Origin of the sequence: Brassicibacter mesophilus, from assembly GCF_050433385.1 — a bacterium.
Taxonomy (GTDB): domain Bacteria; phylum Bacillota; class Clostridia; order Tissierellales; family Proteiniboraceae; genus Brassicibacter; species Brassicibacter mesophilus.
In genome coordinates this window covers 25,616-43,075 of the sequence record NZ_JBNPXI010000023.1, presented here as the reverse complement: position 1 = coordinate 43,075, position 17,460 = coordinate 25,616, and the positions used below count along the sequence as shown (strand labels likewise).

General features: G+C 32.7%; 23 protein-coding genes. 7 read left to right on the top strand and 16 right to left on the bottom strand.

Going from position 1 to position 17,460, the window contains the following annotated elements:
• Window positions 1–8: 8 nt before the first annotated feature.
• The 8 genes from HNR33_RS18670 to HNR33_RS18635 all read right to left on the bottom strand — a co-directional run bounded on the left by HNR33_RS18670 (window position 9) and on the right by HNR33_RS18635 (window position 6,033).
• Window positions 9–1,400, bottom strand: a complete 1,392-nt coding sequence (locus HNR33_RS18670) for an SAVED domain-containing protein (RefSeq protein ID WP_429086392.1) — start codon at window positions 1,398–1,400, stop codon at window positions 9–11.
• Between the two features lie 335 nt (window positions 1,401–1,735).
• Window positions 1,736–2,101, bottom strand: coding sequence for a hypothetical protein (locus HNR33_RS18665; RefSeq protein WP_429086389.1), 366 nt, complete (start codon window positions 2,099–2,101; stop codon window positions 1,736–1,738).
• Window positions 2,102–2,382: 281 nt separating this feature from the next.
• Window positions 2,383–2,958: a recombinase family protein gene (locus tag HNR33_RS18660; RefSeq protein ID WP_429086386.1), complete on the bottom strand. Its 576-nt coding sequence runs from the start codon at window positions 2,956–2,958 to the stop codon at window positions 2,383–2,385.
• Window positions 2,959–3,223: 265 nt separating this feature from the next.
• Complete coding sequence (locus HNR33_RS18655) at window positions 3,224–3,484, bottom strand: hypothetical protein (protein ID WP_429086384.1); 261 nt, start codon at window positions 3,482–3,484, stop codon at window positions 3,224–3,226.
• 239 nt (window positions 3,485–3,723) lie between these two features.
• Window positions 3,724–4,098 (bottom strand): hypothetical protein, encoded by a 375-nt coding sequence (locus HNR33_RS18650; RefSeq protein ID WP_429086382.1) that lies wholly within the window; start codon window positions 4,096–4,098, stop codon window positions 3,724–3,726.
• The gene (locus HNR33_RS18645) at window positions 4,085–4,555 is read right to left on the bottom strand and encodes a hypothetical protein (protein ID WP_429086380.1); all 471 of its coding nucleotides are present in this window, start codon (window positions 4,553–4,555) and stop codon (window positions 4,085–4,087) included. The genes HNR33_RS18650 and HNR33_RS18645 overlap by 14 nt, the downstream gene beginning before the upstream one ends.
• Before the next feature lie 261 nt (window positions 4,556–4,816).
• Window positions 4,817–5,881, bottom strand: coding sequence for a rolling circle replication-associated protein (locus HNR33_RS18640; protein WP_429086377.1), 1,065 nt, complete (start codon window positions 5,879–5,881; stop codon window positions 4,817–4,819).
• Entirely contained in the window at window positions 5,881–6,033 is a 153-nt protein-coding gene (locus HNR33_RS18635; protein WP_429086374.1) for a hypothetical protein, read from the bottom strand. The genes HNR33_RS18640 and HNR33_RS18635 overlap by 1 nt, the downstream gene beginning before the upstream one ends.
• 496 nt (window positions 6,034–6,529) lie before the next feature.
• Here HNR33_RS18635 and HNR33_RS18630 point away from each other — a divergent pair, with 496 nt between their 5' ends.
• Both HNR33_RS18630 and HNR33_RS18625 read left to right on the top strand, forming a co-directional pair.
• The gene (locus HNR33_RS18630; RefSeq protein WP_429086371.1) at window positions 6,530–6,742 is read left to right on the top strand and encodes a helix-turn-helix domain-containing protein; all 213 of its coding nucleotides are present in this window, start codon (window positions 6,530–6,532) and stop codon (window positions 6,740–6,742) included.
• A gap of 57 nt (window positions 6,743–6,799) precedes the next feature.
• On the top strand, window positions 6,800–7,684 hold the full coding sequence (locus HNR33_RS18625; protein WP_429086368.1) for a hypothetical protein: 885 nt from the start codon (window positions 6,800–6,802) through the stop codon (window positions 7,682–7,684).
• Here HNR33_RS18625 and HNR33_RS18620 read toward each other — a convergent pair.
• Entirely contained in the window at window positions 7,649–8,647 is a 999-nt protein-coding gene (locus HNR33_RS18620; RefSeq protein WP_429086365.1) for a DNA methyltransferase, read from the bottom strand. The two genes, HNR33_RS18625 and HNR33_RS18620, sit on opposite strands and share 36 nt — an antisense overlap.
• A 21-nt stretch (window positions 8,648–8,668) precedes the next feature.
• Window positions 8,669–8,872, bottom strand: a complete 204-nt coding sequence (locus HNR33_RS18615; protein ID WP_429086362.1) for a helix-turn-helix domain-containing protein — start codon at window positions 8,870–8,872, stop codon at window positions 8,669–8,671.
• A gap of 429 nt (window positions 8,873–9,301) precedes the next feature.
• Here HNR33_RS18615 and HNR33_RS18610 point away from each other — a divergent pair, with 429 nt between their 5' ends.
• From HNR33_RS18610 to HNR33_RS18600, 3 genes are read left to right on the top strand one after another with little or no spacing between them, the layout of a single operon-like run.
• On the top strand, window positions 9,302–9,463 hold the full coding sequence (locus HNR33_RS18610) for a hypothetical protein (protein ID WP_429086359.1): 162 nt from the start codon (window positions 9,302–9,304) through the stop codon (window positions 9,461–9,463).
• Window positions 9,460–11,076: a recombinase family protein gene (locus tag HNR33_RS18605; protein ID WP_429086357.1), complete on the top strand. Its 1,617-nt coding sequence runs from the start codon at window positions 9,460–9,462 to the stop codon at window positions 11,074–11,076. The genes HNR33_RS18610 and HNR33_RS18605 overlap by 4 nt, the downstream gene beginning before the upstream one ends.
• A complete protein-coding gene (locus HNR33_RS18600; RefSeq protein WP_429086355.1) occupies window positions 11,034–11,870 on the top strand; it encodes a nucleoside recognition domain-containing protein in 837 nt (278 codons plus the stop codon). Before HNR33_RS18605 ends, HNR33_RS18600 begins: the two co-directional genes overlap by 43 nt.
• Before the next feature lie 48 nt (window positions 11,871–11,918).
• Here the strand turns inward: HNR33_RS18600 and HNR33_RS18595 are convergent, their stop codons facing one another.
• Genes HNR33_RS18595 through HNR33_RS18585 form a run of 3 tightly spaced genes read right to left on the bottom strand, consistent with a single transcriptional unit; the run spans window position 11,919 to window position 13,662 of the window.
• Window positions 11,919–12,359, bottom strand: a complete 441-nt coding sequence (locus HNR33_RS18595; protein ID WP_429086352.1) for a metal-dependent transcriptional regulator — start codon at window positions 12,357–12,359, stop codon at window positions 11,919–11,921.
• A 57-nt stretch (window positions 12,360–12,416) separates the two neighbouring features.
• The gene (locus HNR33_RS18590) at window positions 12,417–12,536 is read right to left on the bottom strand and encodes an OadG family protein (RefSeq protein WP_429086349.1); all 120 of its coding nucleotides are present in this window, start codon (window positions 12,534–12,536) and stop codon (window positions 12,417–12,419) included.
• 1 nt (window position 12,537) lies between these two features.
• Window positions 12,538–13,662 carry a sodium ion-translocating decarboxylase subunit beta gene (locus tag HNR33_RS18585; protein WP_429086346.1) on the bottom strand — a complete coding sequence of 375 codons (1,125 nt, stop codon included), beginning with the start codon at window positions 13,660–13,662 and terminating at the stop codon, window positions 12,538–12,540.
• 446 nt (window positions 13,663–14,108) lie between these two features.
• Here HNR33_RS18585 and HNR33_RS18580 point away from each other — a divergent pair, with 446 nt between their 5' ends.
• Both HNR33_RS18580 and HNR33_RS18575 read left to right on the top strand, forming a co-directional pair.
• Window positions 14,109–14,660, top strand: a complete 552-nt coding sequence (locus HNR33_RS18580) for a manganese efflux pump MntP (RefSeq protein ID WP_429086344.1) — start codon at window positions 14,109–14,111, stop codon at window positions 14,658–14,660.
• A 150-nt stretch (window positions 14,661–14,810) separates the two neighbouring features.
• Complete coding sequence (locus tag HNR33_RS18575; RefSeq protein ID WP_429086342.1) at window positions 14,811–15,029, top strand: alpha/beta-type small acid-soluble spore protein; 219 nt, start codon at window positions 14,811–14,813, stop codon at window positions 15,027–15,029.
• A gap of 67 nt (window positions 15,030–15,096) precedes the next feature.
• Here HNR33_RS18575 and HNR33_RS18570 read toward each other — a convergent pair whose 3' ends face one another.
• The 3 genes from HNR33_RS18570 to HNR33_RS18560 form a co-directional block, all read right to left on the bottom strand.
• On the bottom strand, window positions 15,097–15,606 hold the full coding sequence (locus HNR33_RS18570) for a ferritin (protein ID WP_429086339.1): 510 nt from the start codon (window positions 15,604–15,606) through the stop codon (window positions 15,097–15,099).
• 172 nt (window positions 15,607–15,778) lie between these two features.
• The gene (locus HNR33_RS18565; RefSeq protein ID WP_429086336.1) at window positions 15,779–15,928 is read right to left on the bottom strand and encodes a hypothetical protein; all 150 of its coding nucleotides are present in this window, start codon (window positions 15,926–15,928) and stop codon (window positions 15,779–15,781) included.
• A 132-nt stretch (window positions 15,929–16,060) separates the two neighbouring features.
• Window positions 16,061–17,452 (bottom strand): alpha/beta hydrolase, encoded by a 1,392-nt coding sequence (locus tag HNR33_RS18560; protein WP_429086333.1) that lies wholly within the window; start codon window positions 17,450–17,452, stop codon window positions 16,061–16,063.
• Between the last annotated feature and the right edge of the window lie 8 nt (window positions 17,453–17,460).

The window sequence follows — 17,460 nt, the reverse complement described above, 5'->3', positions numbered from 1 at the left end:
ATCCTCCTTTAATTTGTAAAATCTATTGATGGTAAATACGAACACGAGTCTCGCTGGTCAAAATCATATTCGTACAAAATACACTTACCAAATCCTCTTGAATTCTGTCCTAAGAAAAACATAAATGCATTTGGTGCAGCAGCAAAAATATGTAATGTTGCACGCCGTTCAGCCGTGCTTCTTCGTGCGATAGCGCTATAAACTGAATTAGCTAAAACAGTTGCATGCGTTCCGTCTTTAATCGAGAAGTTTGTAGCACCGTTTATATTTGGCGTACATTTAATAACACGCCCAATTGACAAATTATTTTCTTTTATATAGTGTATTACGTCATCATATATATTTCGTGTAACATTTAATATTAATGCAGAATCATACTGACCTTCATTAAATCCTTCGTGAGAAATATCCCAGTTAGGGTAACTTTCATTAGATGATAGTTTTACATCCCATAATATAGTACCATTAGTTGATGATCTTTGTATTGGAAAAATATTAACTCCCGACTTACTATCAAATAATCTTCCTGAGGCAAAAGCTATAGATGAGTGAGTCTCTAAAAATATTTGATACGCTTGTTTATTACATGTGTTGGAAATCAGGAATCCATCCAATTCTTTATAAATATCTATATTCCAGTCATAACCATATTTTAAATTGCGACCATCAAATTTATCAATGAGCGATAAGCAACTCTGAGTTTCATTTTCCAATTGCTCTGTGCCACGAAAAAAACTTTTTACCCCGATTGATACCCTTTTAGGTGTATATTTATCTGCGACTAGAAAAATGCGCTTTTCTAATTCTTCGTCAAATACTTTTCTATCAATACCATTTCCGTGTGTTGAAGAAATCATCTGATCGTTTACAGTAGCCGAAGCGATGAAACTTATTTGATCAAATGTCATAGTCCGATTGCTATATGAAATGTATTGATGCAAAGAATCCCTAACAATCTTTTCCAATACGTTAACATTAAATGGAAGACATGTAAACTTTATTATTTTACCTTTAATAATACTTGTATCAAATCCTTTTAGTGATGTTCTCGCTTTACCATCCAATTTGTCACTTTGAAGTTTGTCCATAGAATTTATAAATGTAATAGCCTCATCATCGCATTGTCCTATTAAAAAAAGCTCAAATTCTATCGTACCTACATCATCTTTGATAAGATCCTGTAACCACTTTTTCACAGATTCTTTGCTGAAAGTATTTACTGTCGATTTAACTTGAATACTTCTAATAATTTTTCCGTCTTCTTCTAATGCAATATCAACCTTATCGTTAGCAGAGTGCATCTCTATATAAATTTTATCCCAGCTCTCTTTGTACAAAGCTTCAAGAACTGAAGCAAAGGCTTGATATAAGAATCCTCGGGACGCTTCTTTTCCTCCCATAATAACCTCCTCCTTACTTTTTATATATTTTATGATAATTTATATAACTTCCCGTTATTGTCAGAATAATCCGTTAGTGTTTATTATAACATATATTTCCACTAATGCAGTAAGAAATTTATTTGGTTAAATAAGCAATTATGTCTTCCACTAGTTTTGTTTGTTGGTTGATTTATATCTATTTAGGGAACAGAAAGAAGATGAGCCATAAAACCCAGCATGCTTGAATTTTATGGCTACTCTGTTCTATCAATCTTTCAATTGTTACCCCAGTGAATCTGTTTTCCCCGAACATTTTCTTCCTATGTATATATCTTTATACTACCGTCTATCGGTTAATATCCATTATTAAACCAATCCTCTTTGCGCACATCAATTCCTTGCCTTAGTTTGGCAATATCTCTATCTGTATATTGCTCCCGATATAGGCGGTTTTTAATAGTCTTTTTATCACAACCATAGTATTTACCTATTTTAGTAAGACTATCGCCAGCCACCAGTTTATCCATAATGTCATCAGCATTTATATTTTCCTTAAATGCAGGGTGTTTTTTCATTAATGTATCGTTTACCTTTTCAAGCTTATCAATGTTTTTTTGCATTTCATCTAAAAACAAATTTAATCGCAATATCTCTTGCACTAAGTCCTCTTGTGACATATCATCAAAATTATAATTTTCGTAGTACTTCATATAATTCATGCCTTTAACCTCCATTTTCTTAATCCCGATAAACTTTAGAAATTTACTATTTTAAATATAAGTCCTTTTCATTTCACTGTAACACCAATTAATCCAAACTGTACTATATGGAAAATTAATATTGATATACTTTTTTATTACATTGCTTTTTACTGATTCTAGAAACCAATTAAATACTCACAATCGACTTGAATTTTAACATAATGTAGACAAGTAGTTCCTGTTATTCAATTTTCCCATACTGTATACCAAGGATTTCTCTAGGGCAGAAGGGGGAGAGGTTATCCAAAATCAATCTCACTGCTATCCTCATGCTCCTTCATTTTCCTGTAAAAGGTTGAGCGTGATACACCTAATAGCTTGCTTGCCTTAGATATGCTTATTTCTTTATTTTTTACAGAAGCATATAGCTCCAGGAAGTTATCTAATGATTTTTTAGGTCTGCCTTTGTATTTACCTTGTTGCTTCGCTATTTCAATGCCTTCACGCTGCCTTTGCAAGAGACATTCACGCTCAAACTGTGCCAGTCCTGCAAACATAGTAAACATCAATCGCCCCTGTGGTGTTGATGTGTCAATATTTTCTTTTTGGCTGATAAACTGCACTTTTTTCTGATCCAGCTTTTCTACCAAGTCCAGTAAATCCTTTGTGGAACGTGCCAGCCTTGAATAACTTTCAACCACTACGGTATCACCCTCACGAACAAAGTCCAGCAGTGCGTTAAGCTGTGGCCTGTCCGTATTTTTCCCTGACAGCATATCAGTATATAATTTTTCTACCCCAAGACCTTCCATAATTGCTTTTTGCCGTTCCGTATTTTGTTCTGTGGTTGATACACGAATATATCCTACCTTCATAGCCAATTCCTCCATATAACAAGTATTATTAAAGCACCAAAACTCAAAAAGTCACCCTGTCCATATGACTATACCTTAATAGAGCAAACCGCCAATATACTCATATGGCACAAAAACCGTTTCAATAAAACTATATTGGAATTTTGGAACACCTTTTAGAGCGTTGTACTATTTAACACCCTTTTATAATTTCAGAGCAATAATTCTCGATATTTCAGATTTTAGCTATGTTGGCATAATCCAGATAATTACAACATAACGCTACTTATTGCACTTCTAAACTATCTATTACCTTAATCTCTGCTCTTTTGGTTGACACTGTAGTAGTTGAGCATTTGAGCATAGAACTTATTTCTCGTATAGAATAGCCTTGTTCCGTTAAGTATTTTACCTGCTCTCTAAGGCTATAACCTTTTAATTTTCTGCCCGATTGCAATTGCAAATGCTTCAGCAATAATTCCTGATTAGCAAGCAGCTCATTTATTTTTTTCTCAATGTTTTCTATGGAAATTTTCTTTTCTGTCATCTCTCTATCTCACCCTTTCACATATATTTTTCTATTCTAGCAAATATTTTTCTTCAAACACCAATTTTCTCACCTTACATTCCCATTTTTACACTCATATTAAATTAAAATTTAGTTAGTTAACTAAATTTTATCTAACTAAAACCTATCTTTATAATTATTCAGTTGATATATGGCAGAACTCGCCCATATTGCATGTATTTCCTTTTGAATGAACAGGGTAGGGGACAGAAAAATGCTTATTTGCTTTCATAACCAGTTATCAGAATGCAGCAATTATCCTTACAATCTTCATTTTGTGCATTTTCCATACTGACCGCTAAACTCTTTAATGCCTCCCCCTCTTCTCGGAGCTTAGCAATTTGAGCATTAGAAGCCATACTGGAAGAACTTTTAAGCCGAACAGCAATTTCAACTAGCTCTTCCAAAGCATTTAAAAAAACTTCTCTTCCTTTTTCAACGCGAATCATTTCTTTTACTTGCGCTGTTCTGCTTTTAAATCGAATGTCATTAACCACCAATTCTTCCTTTCTAGATAGTTCTAATATATCCAGCATAAACTCTGCCGCTTGCTTATCTGTCAAATTTGTTTTGGTCATATCAATATGTATCATTCATTTCACCTCTCATCTCTAATAACATGCCATGAAATAACTTTTGCGTAGCAACACTTGGATTTTTTATCCTTTTTAATAATCTTAAGTCATGCTGCAAAGAATCATCTGTTACCACCGGCAGTGACTGTAACAAATTGCTTTGTAAGACTGAGAAGAAAAAAACATCAAATCTAAGCTGTGTCAATATAGTTATCTTCGAGCCTTCTTTTACAGCCTTGCCCGTCAGAATAATAGTTTCGTGATTAGTGACTGCTTGCAAAATCATTGCTGCACCATTCTCTGGCATGATTGCTGATTGATCATTATAAATAGCATGTAACACTTTTTTATTATCTTCCCTTGTGCAATATCCAAGAGTGCAATTTAATGCCAATGCAAGCGACCACATGGCTGGTGTCTCTGTCAGCCTGCTATCAATGTCTAAAATTATTGATATCTCTGGCAGAATGATCATGGCATTCCCTCCAATCTTTATTGGTTTTTGGTTATTGTGAACTACGCTTGGGGGCTGGCTTGTATCAATTTATAGAATGTCATATCATTTAGGGGGAAAAGAGGTGCTTTTTATATAGCAGACCTCTTTTTTACCCTTCAGTTTACATCGTGCCGCCCAAGCTGCGGCTTTGGTATTTGGGTTCTCTCATATTTCTTATTTTTTTAAAAAGATTCTTTCGTCTAATTCACATCATTATTGATAAATAAAGAAGCTACTATGCTATCGACCATGTTTTCTTATGGCAGTATCCATAAGTGTAAAGTTTTCTTTAGATTCAATTGGATAGGTATAGTATTTAAATATACAATTGCGATTTATTTCTATAGGATAGCCATCACACGTTTCCCATGTAGAATAATTATGTTCAGAAATGCGTTTTTTGCTATATTCAACTTCTTTCTTTATTTCATCGAGGTATTGTGCTTGTTCTTGGAATTCTGTTTGTTCATTTGGTGCCCATGAACGGAGGACAATATTTCTTTTTAACCCCTTTGAAGCCAGATAACCCTTTTCACTTTTCAAATATAATCTTGCATTCACCATATTTTTCTTAAGATAGTTCGTTACTTTATGTAGCTGATTTTTGCTTTTAATTTTACCTATAAACACTCCACCTAAGTTCCAAATTCCTTTAAGTTCATTAAATTCTATATAGTTAAGATTACATATAATATGGTAATGCCAATTGCCATTTTCCTGCTTATCCATAACTGCAACATATTTAAAATTTTCATATCTGTAGTTCATTTTCTGTATAAATTTTTTAAACTCTTTGTTGCAGGTTTTTAGATCATCATATTTATTGTCATAGGTTACTTCGTTTAATTTTTCTTTGTTTTGTATTACATTCTCTGGTGTAAAAATATCGTTCATTGTTTTTAAGAAATTGTCTTCTACTATTTCCAAGTTTTGATAAATCTCCTGGAATAATTTATTTTCTTCACTTCTTAAACCAGTGCTCTCTAGGTGACCTCTTACTACATTGGCAAATGTAAGAGTTATCATCATACATTTTCTTATTTGAAAATTATTCTCTATGAGTTCTTTAACAATGTTGCGTCTATTTTTATTTCGTTGCTTATAATTCTTAACATGATATTTACCTACAATAATTTCTTTTTCGTGAACTTGATGGCCATCTTTATCGTAAGTGAATTCAGAAGTCTTATCGCCTAAACTATAACCCTGCTTTTCCCTCTTACCACCTTTGGCCTTAAGATTTGAACCAATATAAATAACCTCTGTAGTTTCGGTTGCCCCTATAATCAACTTCTTTTCTGCCATCAATGAGCACCTCCATCCTTAGTATTAATGCCTACTAAGTCAGTGAGCTCATTTCCTTCACTTCTTTGGTTGTAGCAGTAGCTTACTTTTATTATCCTGCTAAACCCTGTTTCCTTGACCTGCTTTCTACCAACCCTCAATATCCTACACATTTAAAAATCCCCCTTTGTAAATGAATCATCTAAATTTTGATTTGATGTTTACACTTACATTAGGTTTAATATCTAAATACAGATAATGAAGTAAACGAAGGATGATTGCCCTTAAGCGGCTCAATGTCTTACACAAAATGCCATGTTTTAATAAAACTTCTAACTAGTCATTGCAGCGTGCCAATGTCTTAGCGGAAATTGTCAATGCTTCTTTGGGTTTATCAACTAGTCTGTTGTATGTTATGTTTTAGAAAAAAGCAAAAAAAGAAAGCCACATTAATTACCGCAGCTCTCTTTCTTGAAATCTTATGTCAATTAGACCTTACAAAATTGACCTATGAAAATACATTTTACAAAATGCGCTATATATAAAACTAACACCAACATTCTAAGTACTATATTGGTAATTATTTTCTTTAATTATGAAAACTCACACTTTATTATTGTGTTCTACGAGTTATTTTGATAGAATGCTTTATATAAAGAGGTGAGTCGTATGGGCGTTAGTTATAAAAAGCTCTGGAAGCTATTAATAGATAAGGATATGAAAAAGAAAGACTTGATGGTTGCCGCACAAATTAGTGCCACATCAGTAGCTAAAATGACTAGAGGTGAAAATATGCAGACCGATATCCTTGTTAAAGTTTGTAATGCACTACAATGTGACGTTGGAGATATTATGGAAATAACTCGTGACAAACACTCTTGAAAGTGTATTAATATATAAATATCAATTGAAAATCAGCGTTCAAGGAGGTATTAAAAGATGAATTATACTGAAGTATTAAATATTGCTAGTAATGAAATAACTGCTCTAAAAGGCGAATTCCTGCCAGTAATAGATATTGCAAAGCCACCTACACTTGATTATGCTCGCCAATTGTCAAAGGTAGTCTCAAAATTGTCTCCACTCTTAGGTAACATGATTGAGTTTTCAACAGTAGATTTACTAAACACATATGATTGGAAAGGTACAGGTATATGGAAACGTCAAGACCCCGGTTTTCCAGATGCAATTTTTCAAAGCAATCTGATCCTCCCAAATCCAGGAATTGAAATCAAAACGTGGTTCCCTTTTGCAACAGAAATAACAGCTCGCTTTAAAGATAGTGTATTACATTTTGCAGACGATCAGATTAATGTGGCTATGATTGCTTGGCTTCCTGAACATGTACTGTGGGGAAAGCCTGTAATTATTGATACATGGGTTGGTAGTGCATCAAGTGTTGCATCTGCTCGTGATGCACATTATCATCGTCCACCAGATTATTTAGTATTTGAACCAGAAGATACAAGTAATCGCACATCCAATTTACAACAAACAAACACAAATGGATATAAATTTCAAGGTAATTCTGCTGACTTTGCTCGTGCGAAACAAATAGTAGATTCATGGGGTGAAGATGGTCGTACCTATAGTACTTCTCATGACTATCAAGTCAAGTTACAAGGTTTGCTTGGCAACTTTACATACCGCTTAGATACTAATTTTGCTAAAATGGACAGGATTGGACATGCATCTCTTGAGGAGTTCAAATCTCGTGTTCTCGAAACAGAATTTAAAGGATATACAATTCGTCAATGGTCACGAATACTATCTCGCCAAGATGACACTCTAGATAGAGAGTTGCTCAGATTGATTAATAACTGATGTTACATGTTCGATAGCTTGACTATACATGTCTGGGCGAATTTCAGCTGTAAAACATTGACGATTATGACGATAACAAGCTATTGCTGTAGTAAACAAGCCGCCAAATGGATCCCATACAACATCACCTTCATCCGATGATATCGTGATAGTTGTTTCGATTAATTTGAGCGGTTTTTGATTATAATGTACAGCTTTTGTGCCCTTCTTCAAGCGTTCTTTACCATTCAATTGAGATTCCGACCACACATTGGTTAAACCCATTGGGCAATAGAACTTAGCCCTGTACTTTTTCCATTCATCACCTGAAATTGGACGTTCACCATCTACACTAAAATATGGTCTACCCTCTGATTTTCCATATGTATTTGCGTATGTTGCTATTTTCTCAAACGCATCAGCAGGAGGCATATACCATAAATGACATTTTGTAAAATATTTACGTGTTGCCGCATCCTTTACACCACATGCCTCATTAGTTTTTGAAAATGGTAATCCTGTACGTCCCCATTCATAACGAAGCCATTCTTTCATACTATAAACTTCACTGTTAATATAAAACTCAGGTTTTCGAACATACTGTACACATACCTCTGTTACAACAGGTAATTTACTAATTGTCTTTGTATTTACATTCCCAGCAACATGACTCATCCCTTTGTCCCATATACAACAAGCCTTATATTCCCAACCATGTTTAACCAGAAATGGATGTATATTAGCCCAGCCTAGCTCTGTATTCCATAGCCATAAAGTTGTTTGCGGAGTGGAATATTTTGACCATTGAATTATATGTGGTTCATACCATTCCCCTAGTCCATCTGTAGATACTAAGTCTCCTGGAAAGCCTTTTATGCCATAAGGGCCATCTGATATGATAACTGTAGGCGAATCCCATGTAGAATATAAAGACAGCGCATCATCATTATATAATCTAATTGAACCATTTTTAATTAAGTCCATTTTATCCTCCTGAAAAATTTATTATCGTATAACATCTGCAATATCGTTGAGTTCACAATCTAATGCTATACAAATTCTTACCAGCGTTTCAGTAGTAACATTCTGACCTTTAGATAATTTAGCCATTGTTGACTGACTAATATCCGCTAATTTACGCAAGTCACATTTTTTCATATTACGATCAATAAGAAGTTTCCACAATTTTTTATAACATAAGCTTGACATACAGTACCTCCTCTAACAATATCACAATTTAATTATATCAAAAATATTAGGCGATTACAATATTTTTATACTTTATCGCGTACATTTGTTTTCGAAAAGATATATATTTAATTTGCACTAGAGAGTCATAACCACCTTTTCAAATTTTAAAAAACTACTCAAATAAACTAGGACAGGTCAGCTGACTTTGATGCTACCCTATTATATATCAGTTTAGCTATTTTAAGCAACTTGTTCTCTTTATATGACTTTATAGAAAAATGCAGCTCTATTTAATGAATACTGTTTACTCATTTCTTACTACAATCACAGAATTATAATTCTATTCAGCCCTTTATAATCTAAACAACCCAAAGAAATAAATATATATATTTATCTTCGCAAAAGTGAATCACTGTGATATAATTTCAAAAGAGGTGATGTAAATAAATGGCTGTTTCAGACCAAAACACAAGAATACTAGTTACCATTTCTAAAGAAACAAAAATCAAATTACAAATATTATCCGCTCAAGAGCAAAGATCCATATCTAATCTTTGTTCGAAAATAATAAACGACTATATTAAGTCAAAGGAGGTTGATACTTTTTGAAAATAGCAATCTATTCACGTAAATCAGTATATACAGGCAAAGGTGAGTCCATTGAAAATCAAATAGAGATGTGTAAAAATTACATATCCGCAAATATTACAGATTCACATGTAGCTGATATTGTTATTTACGAAGATGAAGGGTACTCTGGCAAGAACACAGAAAGACCTCATTTTCAGAAAATGTTAAGAGACATCAGAAAAGAACGTTTTAATTATGTCATCTGCTACAAATTAGACCGTATAAGTCGTAGTGTTAGTGATTTTTCTGCCTTAATAGAAGAACTAAACGATCACAATATTGACTTTGTTTGTATCAAGGATCAGTTTGATACAACTACACCTATGGGTAAAGCTATGATGTATATAGCTTCTGTATTTGCACAATTAGAGCGAGAAACCATAGCAGAACGTGTACGTGATAATATGTTGATGCTATCTAAAACTGGCAGATGGTTAGGTGGTACCACCCCTACAGGCTTTACTTCAGAAAAGGTTCAAGGTCTTATGACTTTAGATGGTAAAATAAAACACTCATGTAAACTGAAATCTAATCCTGATGAAATAGAAATTGTTAAGACTATGTACGATAAATACTTAGAATTTAATTCAGTTTCAGCTGTTAGTAAGTACCTAATAAAAAATAATGTTAAATCTCGTAATGGAAAGTTTTATTCTTTACTTGGTATTAAAGAAATTCTCCAGAATCCTGTTTATTGTATTGCTGACAAAGATGTTAGAGACTATTTTATCAGTTTTGATTCAGATGTATGTTTTGAAGAACATGAGTGCTCAGATAAATTTGGATTGCTTTCTTACAATAAAAGGGACTATACCAAAAAGAATGTTCCTCGTAATTCTAAAGATCAATGGATTATTTCAATAGGCAAGCACAAAGGTATTGTTTCAGGTAAAACCTGGGTGAGAATTCAAGAAATGCTCGAAAATAATAAGCCTTCACCAAACCGTGTAAAGGCTCACAATGATTACTCATTATTATCAGGCATGATTTACTGCACCCAATGCGGAAGCAAAATGTTTGCTAAGTTCCGTAGCAATAACGCTGATTTATTTGACTACATATGTAATAGTAAAATGCGTGGTGGATTAGATTTATGTAGCTGCCAAAATCTGAATGGCCAGCAAACAGATGATATGGTTTGCGAGTATTTAATGGATTATACAAATGAAAACTCCAATATTTATAAGCTACTGGAATACTTAAAGCGTAGCTTCCAAAATGAAATAAAGTCTAATCCAATACAAGAAATAGATACCAAAATAAAAAAGCTAAATGACCAAATTGATAACCTTATAAAAACCTTATCATACTCTGACCTTGATCCTTCATTTATACAACGGATAAATGAGCAAGTTTCAAAGCTAGACAGTGAAGTTAAAATGTTAAATGAAGAAAAACTAAACTTGCAAAGCAGCGTAAGCACACTCTATGATAAATCTATTCAGTTAGATATAATTTCAAAGGCACTTAGCAGTCTTAAAGACAATTTTAAAGATTTAACTATTTATGAGAAACGAAATCTTATTAGACTACTAATTCAAAAGATTGAATGGGATGGGCAAGACTTACATATTTTTATTTACGGCGAATAGCGAATTGTCAGCGCTCTATTCGTCGTATAAATCAAAATTGCCCTTACAGTGGTTGCGCATTCCCTACGTTGATAGCTATATCTACCATATTTTTCGGTGGAATAGCAGTAGCTAATTTAAGTTCAGTATTTGCATCGTTATCTGTAGTTGTAATGATTTTAATTGGAATTGCTGTTACTCTATTAGTATCCAAGTTTCTATCAAGGACAGTTCTTAAGGGTATACCATCATCATTTACACTAGAGCTTCCACCATATAGAAAGCCTCAGATTGGTAAAATACTTGTCAGGTCACTTCTCGACAGGACAATTTTTGTATTAGGCCGCGCAATAGTTGTTGCTGCACCTGCTGGAGCAGTAACCTGGATATTTGCAAATATAATGATAGGTGATGTCAGTGTATTAAACCACTGTGCAGCTTTTCTAGAGCCATTTGGAAAGCTCCTAGGACTTGATGGTTTTATAATAATGGCTTTTTTGTTAGGATTACCTGCGAATGAGATAGTTTTACCAATACTTATTATGAGCTATATGTCACAAGGAGCAATGCTAGAACTAGATAATCTACAAGCATTGAAAAATTTACTTATTGAAAACAACTGGACTTGGATAACAGGGCTAAATTTCATGCTATTTTCATTATTGCACTTTCCATGTGCTACTACTTTATTAACTATAAGAAAAGAAACAAATGGGATGAAGTGGACATTATTTACATTAGGTTTGACTACAGGAATTGCTGTTTTAGTCACCTTTACAATCAATATGCTTGCTAATCTGCTAGGTTTGGTTTAATAAAATAAGAGGGATATCCACCTTTAACATAGTGGTATATCCCTTTATTCAATCACAATTCATTTCATTCTCATCTAATACACTTGTAATTTGAAACTCGTTAAAGTGCTGAAGAAAATCTTCGTTATTTTTAAAAAACCTTACTATTTTTTCTATTGATCTTATTGTAGCTGTTGTAAGATAGTGCTCCATTGCCTCTGCTTCTTGTTTTATATCACAATCTGCCCCAATTATATCTATAAAATCACGCAATATCTTATTTCTCTCTACTAAAAATCTTCCTTTATATTTTCCTTTATCTGTCAGTTCTATTTTTTCATAAGGCATATAAATAATATATCCCAATCTATTTAACTTTCTAAGCCCTTTTACTACAGATGGCATAGAAACATTTAAGCAGTCAGCTATATCTTTTATTCTAATTTCTTTTTTATTTGAACTAAGTCTAAATACTTCTTCTAGGTAATCCTCCGAGCTTGGTGACAGCATGAAATCACCTCTTTTCTTTTAGTATATGCTTATTTGACAAGAGATGATTTTATGCAACTATTTTTGTGGGAATACCTTAGCTAAAAGCTTTATCATGAAATAAAATATAATCAATATACTAAATGTAGTACCCATACCATATAGCATCATTGTTAATCCAGCATCTATATTTGTCATATTAGAACCCTCCTTTTGATAGTAGTGCTAATATTACACTGCCAGCTATGATTGAGCCTATTTGTCCTGCTACATTTGCACTAACTGCCTGCATAAGAATAAAGTTTGTAGGATCTTCCTCTTTTGCAATCTTTTGTATAACTCTTGCTGACATAGGGAATGCAGATATTCCTGCTGCTCCAACCATAGGGTTATATTTTTTCTTAACAAATAGATTTAAAAACTTTGCAAACAATACACCGCCAGCTGTATCAAAAATAAATGCAAATAATCCAAGTCCAAGTATCATTGCAGTATCCCAGCTTATAAAAGCCTCTGCTTCCATAGTTGAACCTATTGTTATTCCTAATAAAAGAGCAACTAAGTTAGCAAGCTCATTTTGAGCGGATTTAGATAATCTCTCTAGCACTCCTGCTTCTCTTATGAGATTGCCAAACATAAGTAATCCAATTAAAGTCACACTTATTGGAGCTATTATACCAGCAATGATGGTAACGAGTATTGGAAATAGAATCTTGACTGTTTTAGATATCTTTATTTCTTTATACTCCATTCTTATTTTTCTTTCATCCTTAGATGTTAATAACCTTATAATAGGTGGCTGTATGATAGGCACCAACGACATATATGAATATGCTGCTACTGATATTGCCCCTAAATACCTAGGAGAGAACTTATTGGCTACAAAGATTGAAGTTGGCCCATCAGCTGCTCCTATTATTCCTATTGAAGCTGCATCTTTTATATCAAACCCAAGTGCTAATGCAAAAAGAAGAGTTAGAAATATACCAAACTGTGCAGCTGCTCCAAAGAAAAGCATGGAAGGCATTTTTAAAAGCGGTTCAAAATCAATCATTGCCCCTACTGCAATAAATATAAGTGCGGGAAATAACTCAGTCATAATACCTGCATTTCTAAGTATGCCTAATACTCCCTCATCACTAGCTATTCCAGGTATTCCTTCAATAACTGGTATGTTTGTTAGAATAGCTCCAAAACCAATAGGCAGTAATAGCATTGGTTCAAATTCTTTTTTGATAGCAAGATAAATCAACACCCCACCAACGACAAACATCATAATTTGTTGAAACGTTAAGGTTTTTACTCCTAATAATAGCTGCTCCAATAAATTGACCTCCTTTGGTTTAATAGTTTGCACACAAAAGACCTTTATTTAAACATGATAGATGTTTAAATAAAGGTCTTGCCTTCTAATAGAATAATCAGCCGGGTATTTAACCGTGTTGACGACTAATTAAGCAGTAAATCTGCCAGCTACTCCCCTTTATTTTTTCCACTTATTCTAATTATATTATTAATTGTTTATTTTTACAAGTAATAATATTATTATACATTTCTTAACTAATATCATATTTATAGAAAAAAAAGACTATATTTTAGTATGTGTATTTTAAAGCAAGTTTGAATATTATTATAAAAAAGGCTTCTAAAGAAGCATTATAATGTTGCCTTTTTTGAAACTCATCTAGTGAAAGTTCTTGTTATTAATAATATAAAAGTAGAACTTTCCTATTCGTTATAAAAAAACATAAGCCATTTAGGAGGAATCTTATGTCTTTTATTGACTTGAGTATGATTTCTATAGCTCTAGGGTTAGATGCCTTCGGCGTTGCTCTTTCTATAGGTCTGGATAAAAAAATAACTCGTAAAAAAGCTATGGCCTTTATTATATCCTTTGGATTTTTTCAATTTCTATTTGCCAGCATAGGCGGTATCACTGGAAATATGTTTAATAAATATATATTCCATCTTCCATCTGTTATCGGTGGAATAATCATTTTATTAGTAGGACTTTTAATGTTCAGAGAAGGATCATCGAACCAAGGGAAAATTATTAAGATGAATTGCTTTATGATTATATTACTTGGAATATGTGTGAGTATCGATGCATTAGTTGTTGGCTTTTCAACATTCAATGATTTTAATATAAGTGAGCTTATTCTTAATAATACAGTTGTAATAGGAATTATAACTTCTTTCTTAACATTAAATGCGTTTGTAATAAGCAGAAAAGCAAAAAAAAATGAATTTATTAAGAAATATGCTGATTTTTTAGCGGGAATAATACTAATAATATTTGGATTAAAAATGATAATCTTTTAAATAAATATTCAATATTTATCCAACATATATATTTTGTTCATATTTTAGTATGGTATTGTAACAATAGCTAAAATTACTTGGATTAGTCGTTCATTTTCTACACATAATACTAACAAGCAGTAAATCTTCATATGAAAGGAGTGAAAAAGAATGGCTAATAACACTACTAGTAATAAAGTTGTTGTTCCAGCTGCACGTCAAGCTTTAAATCAAATGAAGACTGAAATAGCTAGTGAGCTTGGTATGACTAACTATGAATCAATGGATAAAGGTAACTTAACAGCTAGACAAAATGGTTATGTTGGTGGTTACATGACTAAGAGATTAGTTGAAATGGCTGAAAGAAGCATGGGCGGAACTACAAGATAATCTGCTTATTTTATAAAATATAATAATAAAAAAACAAAGATAGGTGAAATCACCTATCTTTGTTTTTTTATTCATTTACTGGTGGTGTAAAAACTCTCTGAGCAAGTTCTTGATCCATCATATATATACCATGGCTGTCTTCGCCTAATCTTTTTAGTTTCTTAAGAATAGCTTTTATGCTTGCTTCTTCTTCAACTTGCTCATCAACAAACCATTTCAATAAGCTTATTGTAGCATGTTCTCTTTCTTCAGTAGCTATGTCCATAAGGTTGTATATTCTTTTTGTTACTGATCTTTCATGCTCTAGTGCTGATTCAAACACATTTGCTAACGATTTAAATTCATTCTCTGGATTATCTATTCCTGTTAATGTAACTCTTCCGTCCATTTCATTTATAAAATTATAGAACTTCATAGCATGAAATCTCTCTTCTTCAGCTTGAACTATAAAGAAATGTGCAAAACCATCTAGGTCTTGGTCTGCACAATAAGCTGCCATAGCAAGATAGTAGTGAGCTGACAGAAATTCATAGTTCACTTGATCATTTAAAGATTTTAATAACTTTTCTGATAACATATTTCATACCTCCTAATTATTTTTATGTTATTTTTTACTGTGACTAAGCTATTATGTATATACCCAAATATTATATTTCTAACCACTTTATAGTATACCACTTTTACGAAGGAATCTAAACAGATAAAAAGCCCCTACTCTATTTTTATAATAGCAGGAGCTGTTCCCCAGTTTACTCTATGCCTAAGAATTCTTTGACTTTACATCCTTTTCTTTTCATCATCAGTTTCCATATGATTTCGTGAAGTATAGTTCTGAACTCTAACTCTTCTCTATATAGTACATGACCTCTTTTTATCTCATATCTTTTGCATTTGTTCATAATAAATCCCTCTTTCGTTGCTTTTTATAAGCTAAAAAACAATAAAAAACCACTACAAGTTCATAATTATACTCCGATTTTATTCATTTGTAAAGACTTTTTTGTATTACAAATATATTAATTGCTTCAATTCTATTCAACATTATTAGTTTTATCTTGTATATCCTCATAAGAAATAGCAATTTTTTCTTGATAGTCTTTATATTCTACCATAGCTTTAAGGTCTTTGTTAGTAGTAAATTCAAAAAATCCTTTATCATTAATGGAGCCATCAATCTCATTTTCTAATGAAAAATCAGCAAATTTATATAATGAATATTTAATACCATTATCCATCTCTACTACAGGGTTCAATATATTAAATATTCCTTTGGCAGTTCCATCTGATACTACCTGTACTTCTGTTTTAATAGATTTAATTTCTTTTGCCTCTTTCCCTCTAAAAAATATAAATGGATATGCTATTCTCTCTGACCATGATAATCCATTATGCCGCCCTCCATTTACTTCATAGTATACAAGGTCTTTACCATAAATATATCCTTTATCTATTAGTACATCAACAGCTTCTCTACAATGATTTTCCCATTCAGTTGTTCCTAAGTCTATCCATATTTTTAAGTCTTTTTTTGCTTCAGTAGACAATTCTTTGATAATTTGTCTGTCTGCTACCCATAAACTTGGTGATATAGCTCCAATCATTGAAAATGTATCACTATAGTTATAGCCCATCCACAATGAAAGTAATCCTCCAAACGAGGACCCCATCACTGCTCTATTCTCCCTATTTGGTATTGTCCTATAATTAGTATCTATGAAAGGAATAATATTGTCTACAACAAATCCCGAAAACTCCTTAGCTCCTGAACTATCTACGTTCAATTCGGTTATTATCCATGGATCTATATAGGGTACATATTCTTCGGTTCTATTTGAAGAATTATATATCCCTACAACAATCATCTCTTCTACTTTTTCTGCTCGTATTAACTCATCAAGAGTCTCATCAACTTTCCACTCACGATACGAAGCTATTGACTTCTCAAAAAGCTCCTGACCATCGTGCATATAAACCACTGGATATCTTTTATTAGATGTGTTATAACTCGGAGGTAAATAAATTAAAATTTTCCTCCCTGACACTTCATCCATGATAACTCTTTCATGCTTTCCAGCTACACTTATTGTCTCTCCTAGACTTTCGGTTCCATCCTTAAAAACAAGTCTAATCTTAAAGTCATACTCAACAAGTGGGTCCACTTCAGACTCATACATATTTTCATTTACTGCAAGATCTGCAATTTTTCTATAATCATTCATAAATGACAGCTTACGCAAAACTTCAATTGATTTTATATCTTTAGTTCTATCTAATTCCCAAGAAAGCCTTACTTTCCCAACCTCGCCCTCATATCTTAAATTCTCTACTTCTCTTTCAGAAGCATTTATATCAGTATTATGCGTAAATAAGAATATTCCAATAATAAATAATAATATAAATAAAAATGATACTATCTTTTTCATACTATTCT

Excerpts from the sequence above, each read along its gene's own strand:
- HNR33_RS18670 (WP_429086392.1), bottom strand. The coding sequence starts at position 1,400 with ATGGGAGGAAAAGAAGCGTCCCGAGGATTCTTATATCAAGCCTTTGCT.
- HNR33_RS18665 (WP_429086389.1), bottom strand. The coding sequence starts at position 2,101 with ATGAATTATATGAAGTACTACGAAAATTATAATTTTGATGATATGTCA.
- HNR33_RS18660 (WP_429086386.1), bottom strand. The coding sequence starts at position 2,958 with ATGAAGGTAGGATATATTCGTGTATCAACCACAGAACAAAATACGGAA.
- HNR33_RS18655 (WP_429086384.1), bottom strand. The coding sequence starts at position 3,484 with ATGACAGAAAAGAAAATTTCCATAGAAAACATTGAGAAAAAAATAAAT.
- HNR33_RS18650 (WP_429086382.1), bottom strand. The coding sequence starts at position 4,098 with ATGATACATATTGATATGACCAAAACAAATTTGACAGATAAGCAAGCG.
- HNR33_RS18645 (WP_429086380.1), bottom strand. The coding sequence starts at position 4,555 with ATGATCATTCTGCCAGAGATATCAATAATTTTAGACATTGATAGCAGG.
- HNR33_RS18640 (WP_429086377.1), bottom strand. The coding sequence starts at position 5,881 with ATGGCAGAAAAGAAGTTGATTATAGGGGCAACCGAAACTACAGAGGTT.
- HNR33_RS18635 (WP_429086374.1), bottom strand. The coding sequence starts at position 6,033 with ATGTGTAGGATATTGAGGGTTGGTAGAAAGCAGGTCAAGGAAACAGGG.
- HNR33_RS18630 (WP_429086371.1), top strand. The coding sequence starts at position 6,530 with ATGGGCGTTAGTTATAAAAAGCTCTGGAAGCTATTAATAGATAAGGAT.
- HNR33_RS18625 (WP_429086368.1), top strand. The coding sequence starts at position 6,800 with ATGAATTATACTGAAGTATTAAATATTGCTAGTAATGAAATAACTGCT.
- HNR33_RS18620 (WP_429086365.1), bottom strand. The coding sequence starts at position 8,647 with ATGGACTTAATTAAAAATGGTTCAATTAGATTATATAATGATGATGCG.
- HNR33_RS18615 (WP_429086362.1), bottom strand. The coding sequence starts at position 8,872 with ATGTCAAGCTTATGTTATAAAAAATTGTGGAAACTTCTTATTGATCGT.
- HNR33_RS18610 (WP_429086359.1), top strand. The coding sequence starts at position 9,302 with ATGGCTGTTTCAGACCAAAACACAAGAATACTAGTTACCATTTCTAAA.
- HNR33_RS18600 (WP_429086355.1), top strand. The coding sequence starts at position 11,034 with ATGGGATGGGCAAGACTTACATATTTTTATTTACGGCGAATAGCGAAT.
- HNR33_RS18595 (WP_429086352.1), bottom strand. The coding sequence starts at position 12,359 with ATGCTGTCACCAAGCTCGGAGGATTACCTAGAAGAAGTATTTAGACTT.
- HNR33_RS18590 (WP_429086349.1), bottom strand. The coding sequence starts at position 12,536 with ATGACAAATATAGATGCTGGATTAACAATGATGCTATATGGTATGGGT.
- HNR33_RS18580 (WP_429086344.1), top strand. The coding sequence starts at position 14,109 with ATGTCTTTTATTGACTTGAGTATGATTTCTATAGCTCTAGGGTTAGAT.
- HNR33_RS18575 (WP_429086342.1), top strand. The coding sequence starts at position 14,811 with ATGGCTAATAACACTACTAGTAATAAAGTTGTTGTTCCAGCTGCACGT.
- HNR33_RS18570 (WP_429086339.1), bottom strand. The coding sequence starts at position 15,606 with ATGTTATCAGAAAAGTTATTAAAATCTTTAAATGATCAAGTGAACTAT.
- HNR33_RS18565 (WP_429086336.1), bottom strand. The coding sequence starts at position 15,928 with ATGAACAAATGCAAAAGATATGAGATAAAAAGAGGTCATGTACTATAT.
- HNR33_RS18560 (WP_429086333.1), bottom strand. The coding sequence starts at position 17,452 with ATGAAAAAGATAGTATCATTTTTATTTATATTATTATTTATTATTGGA.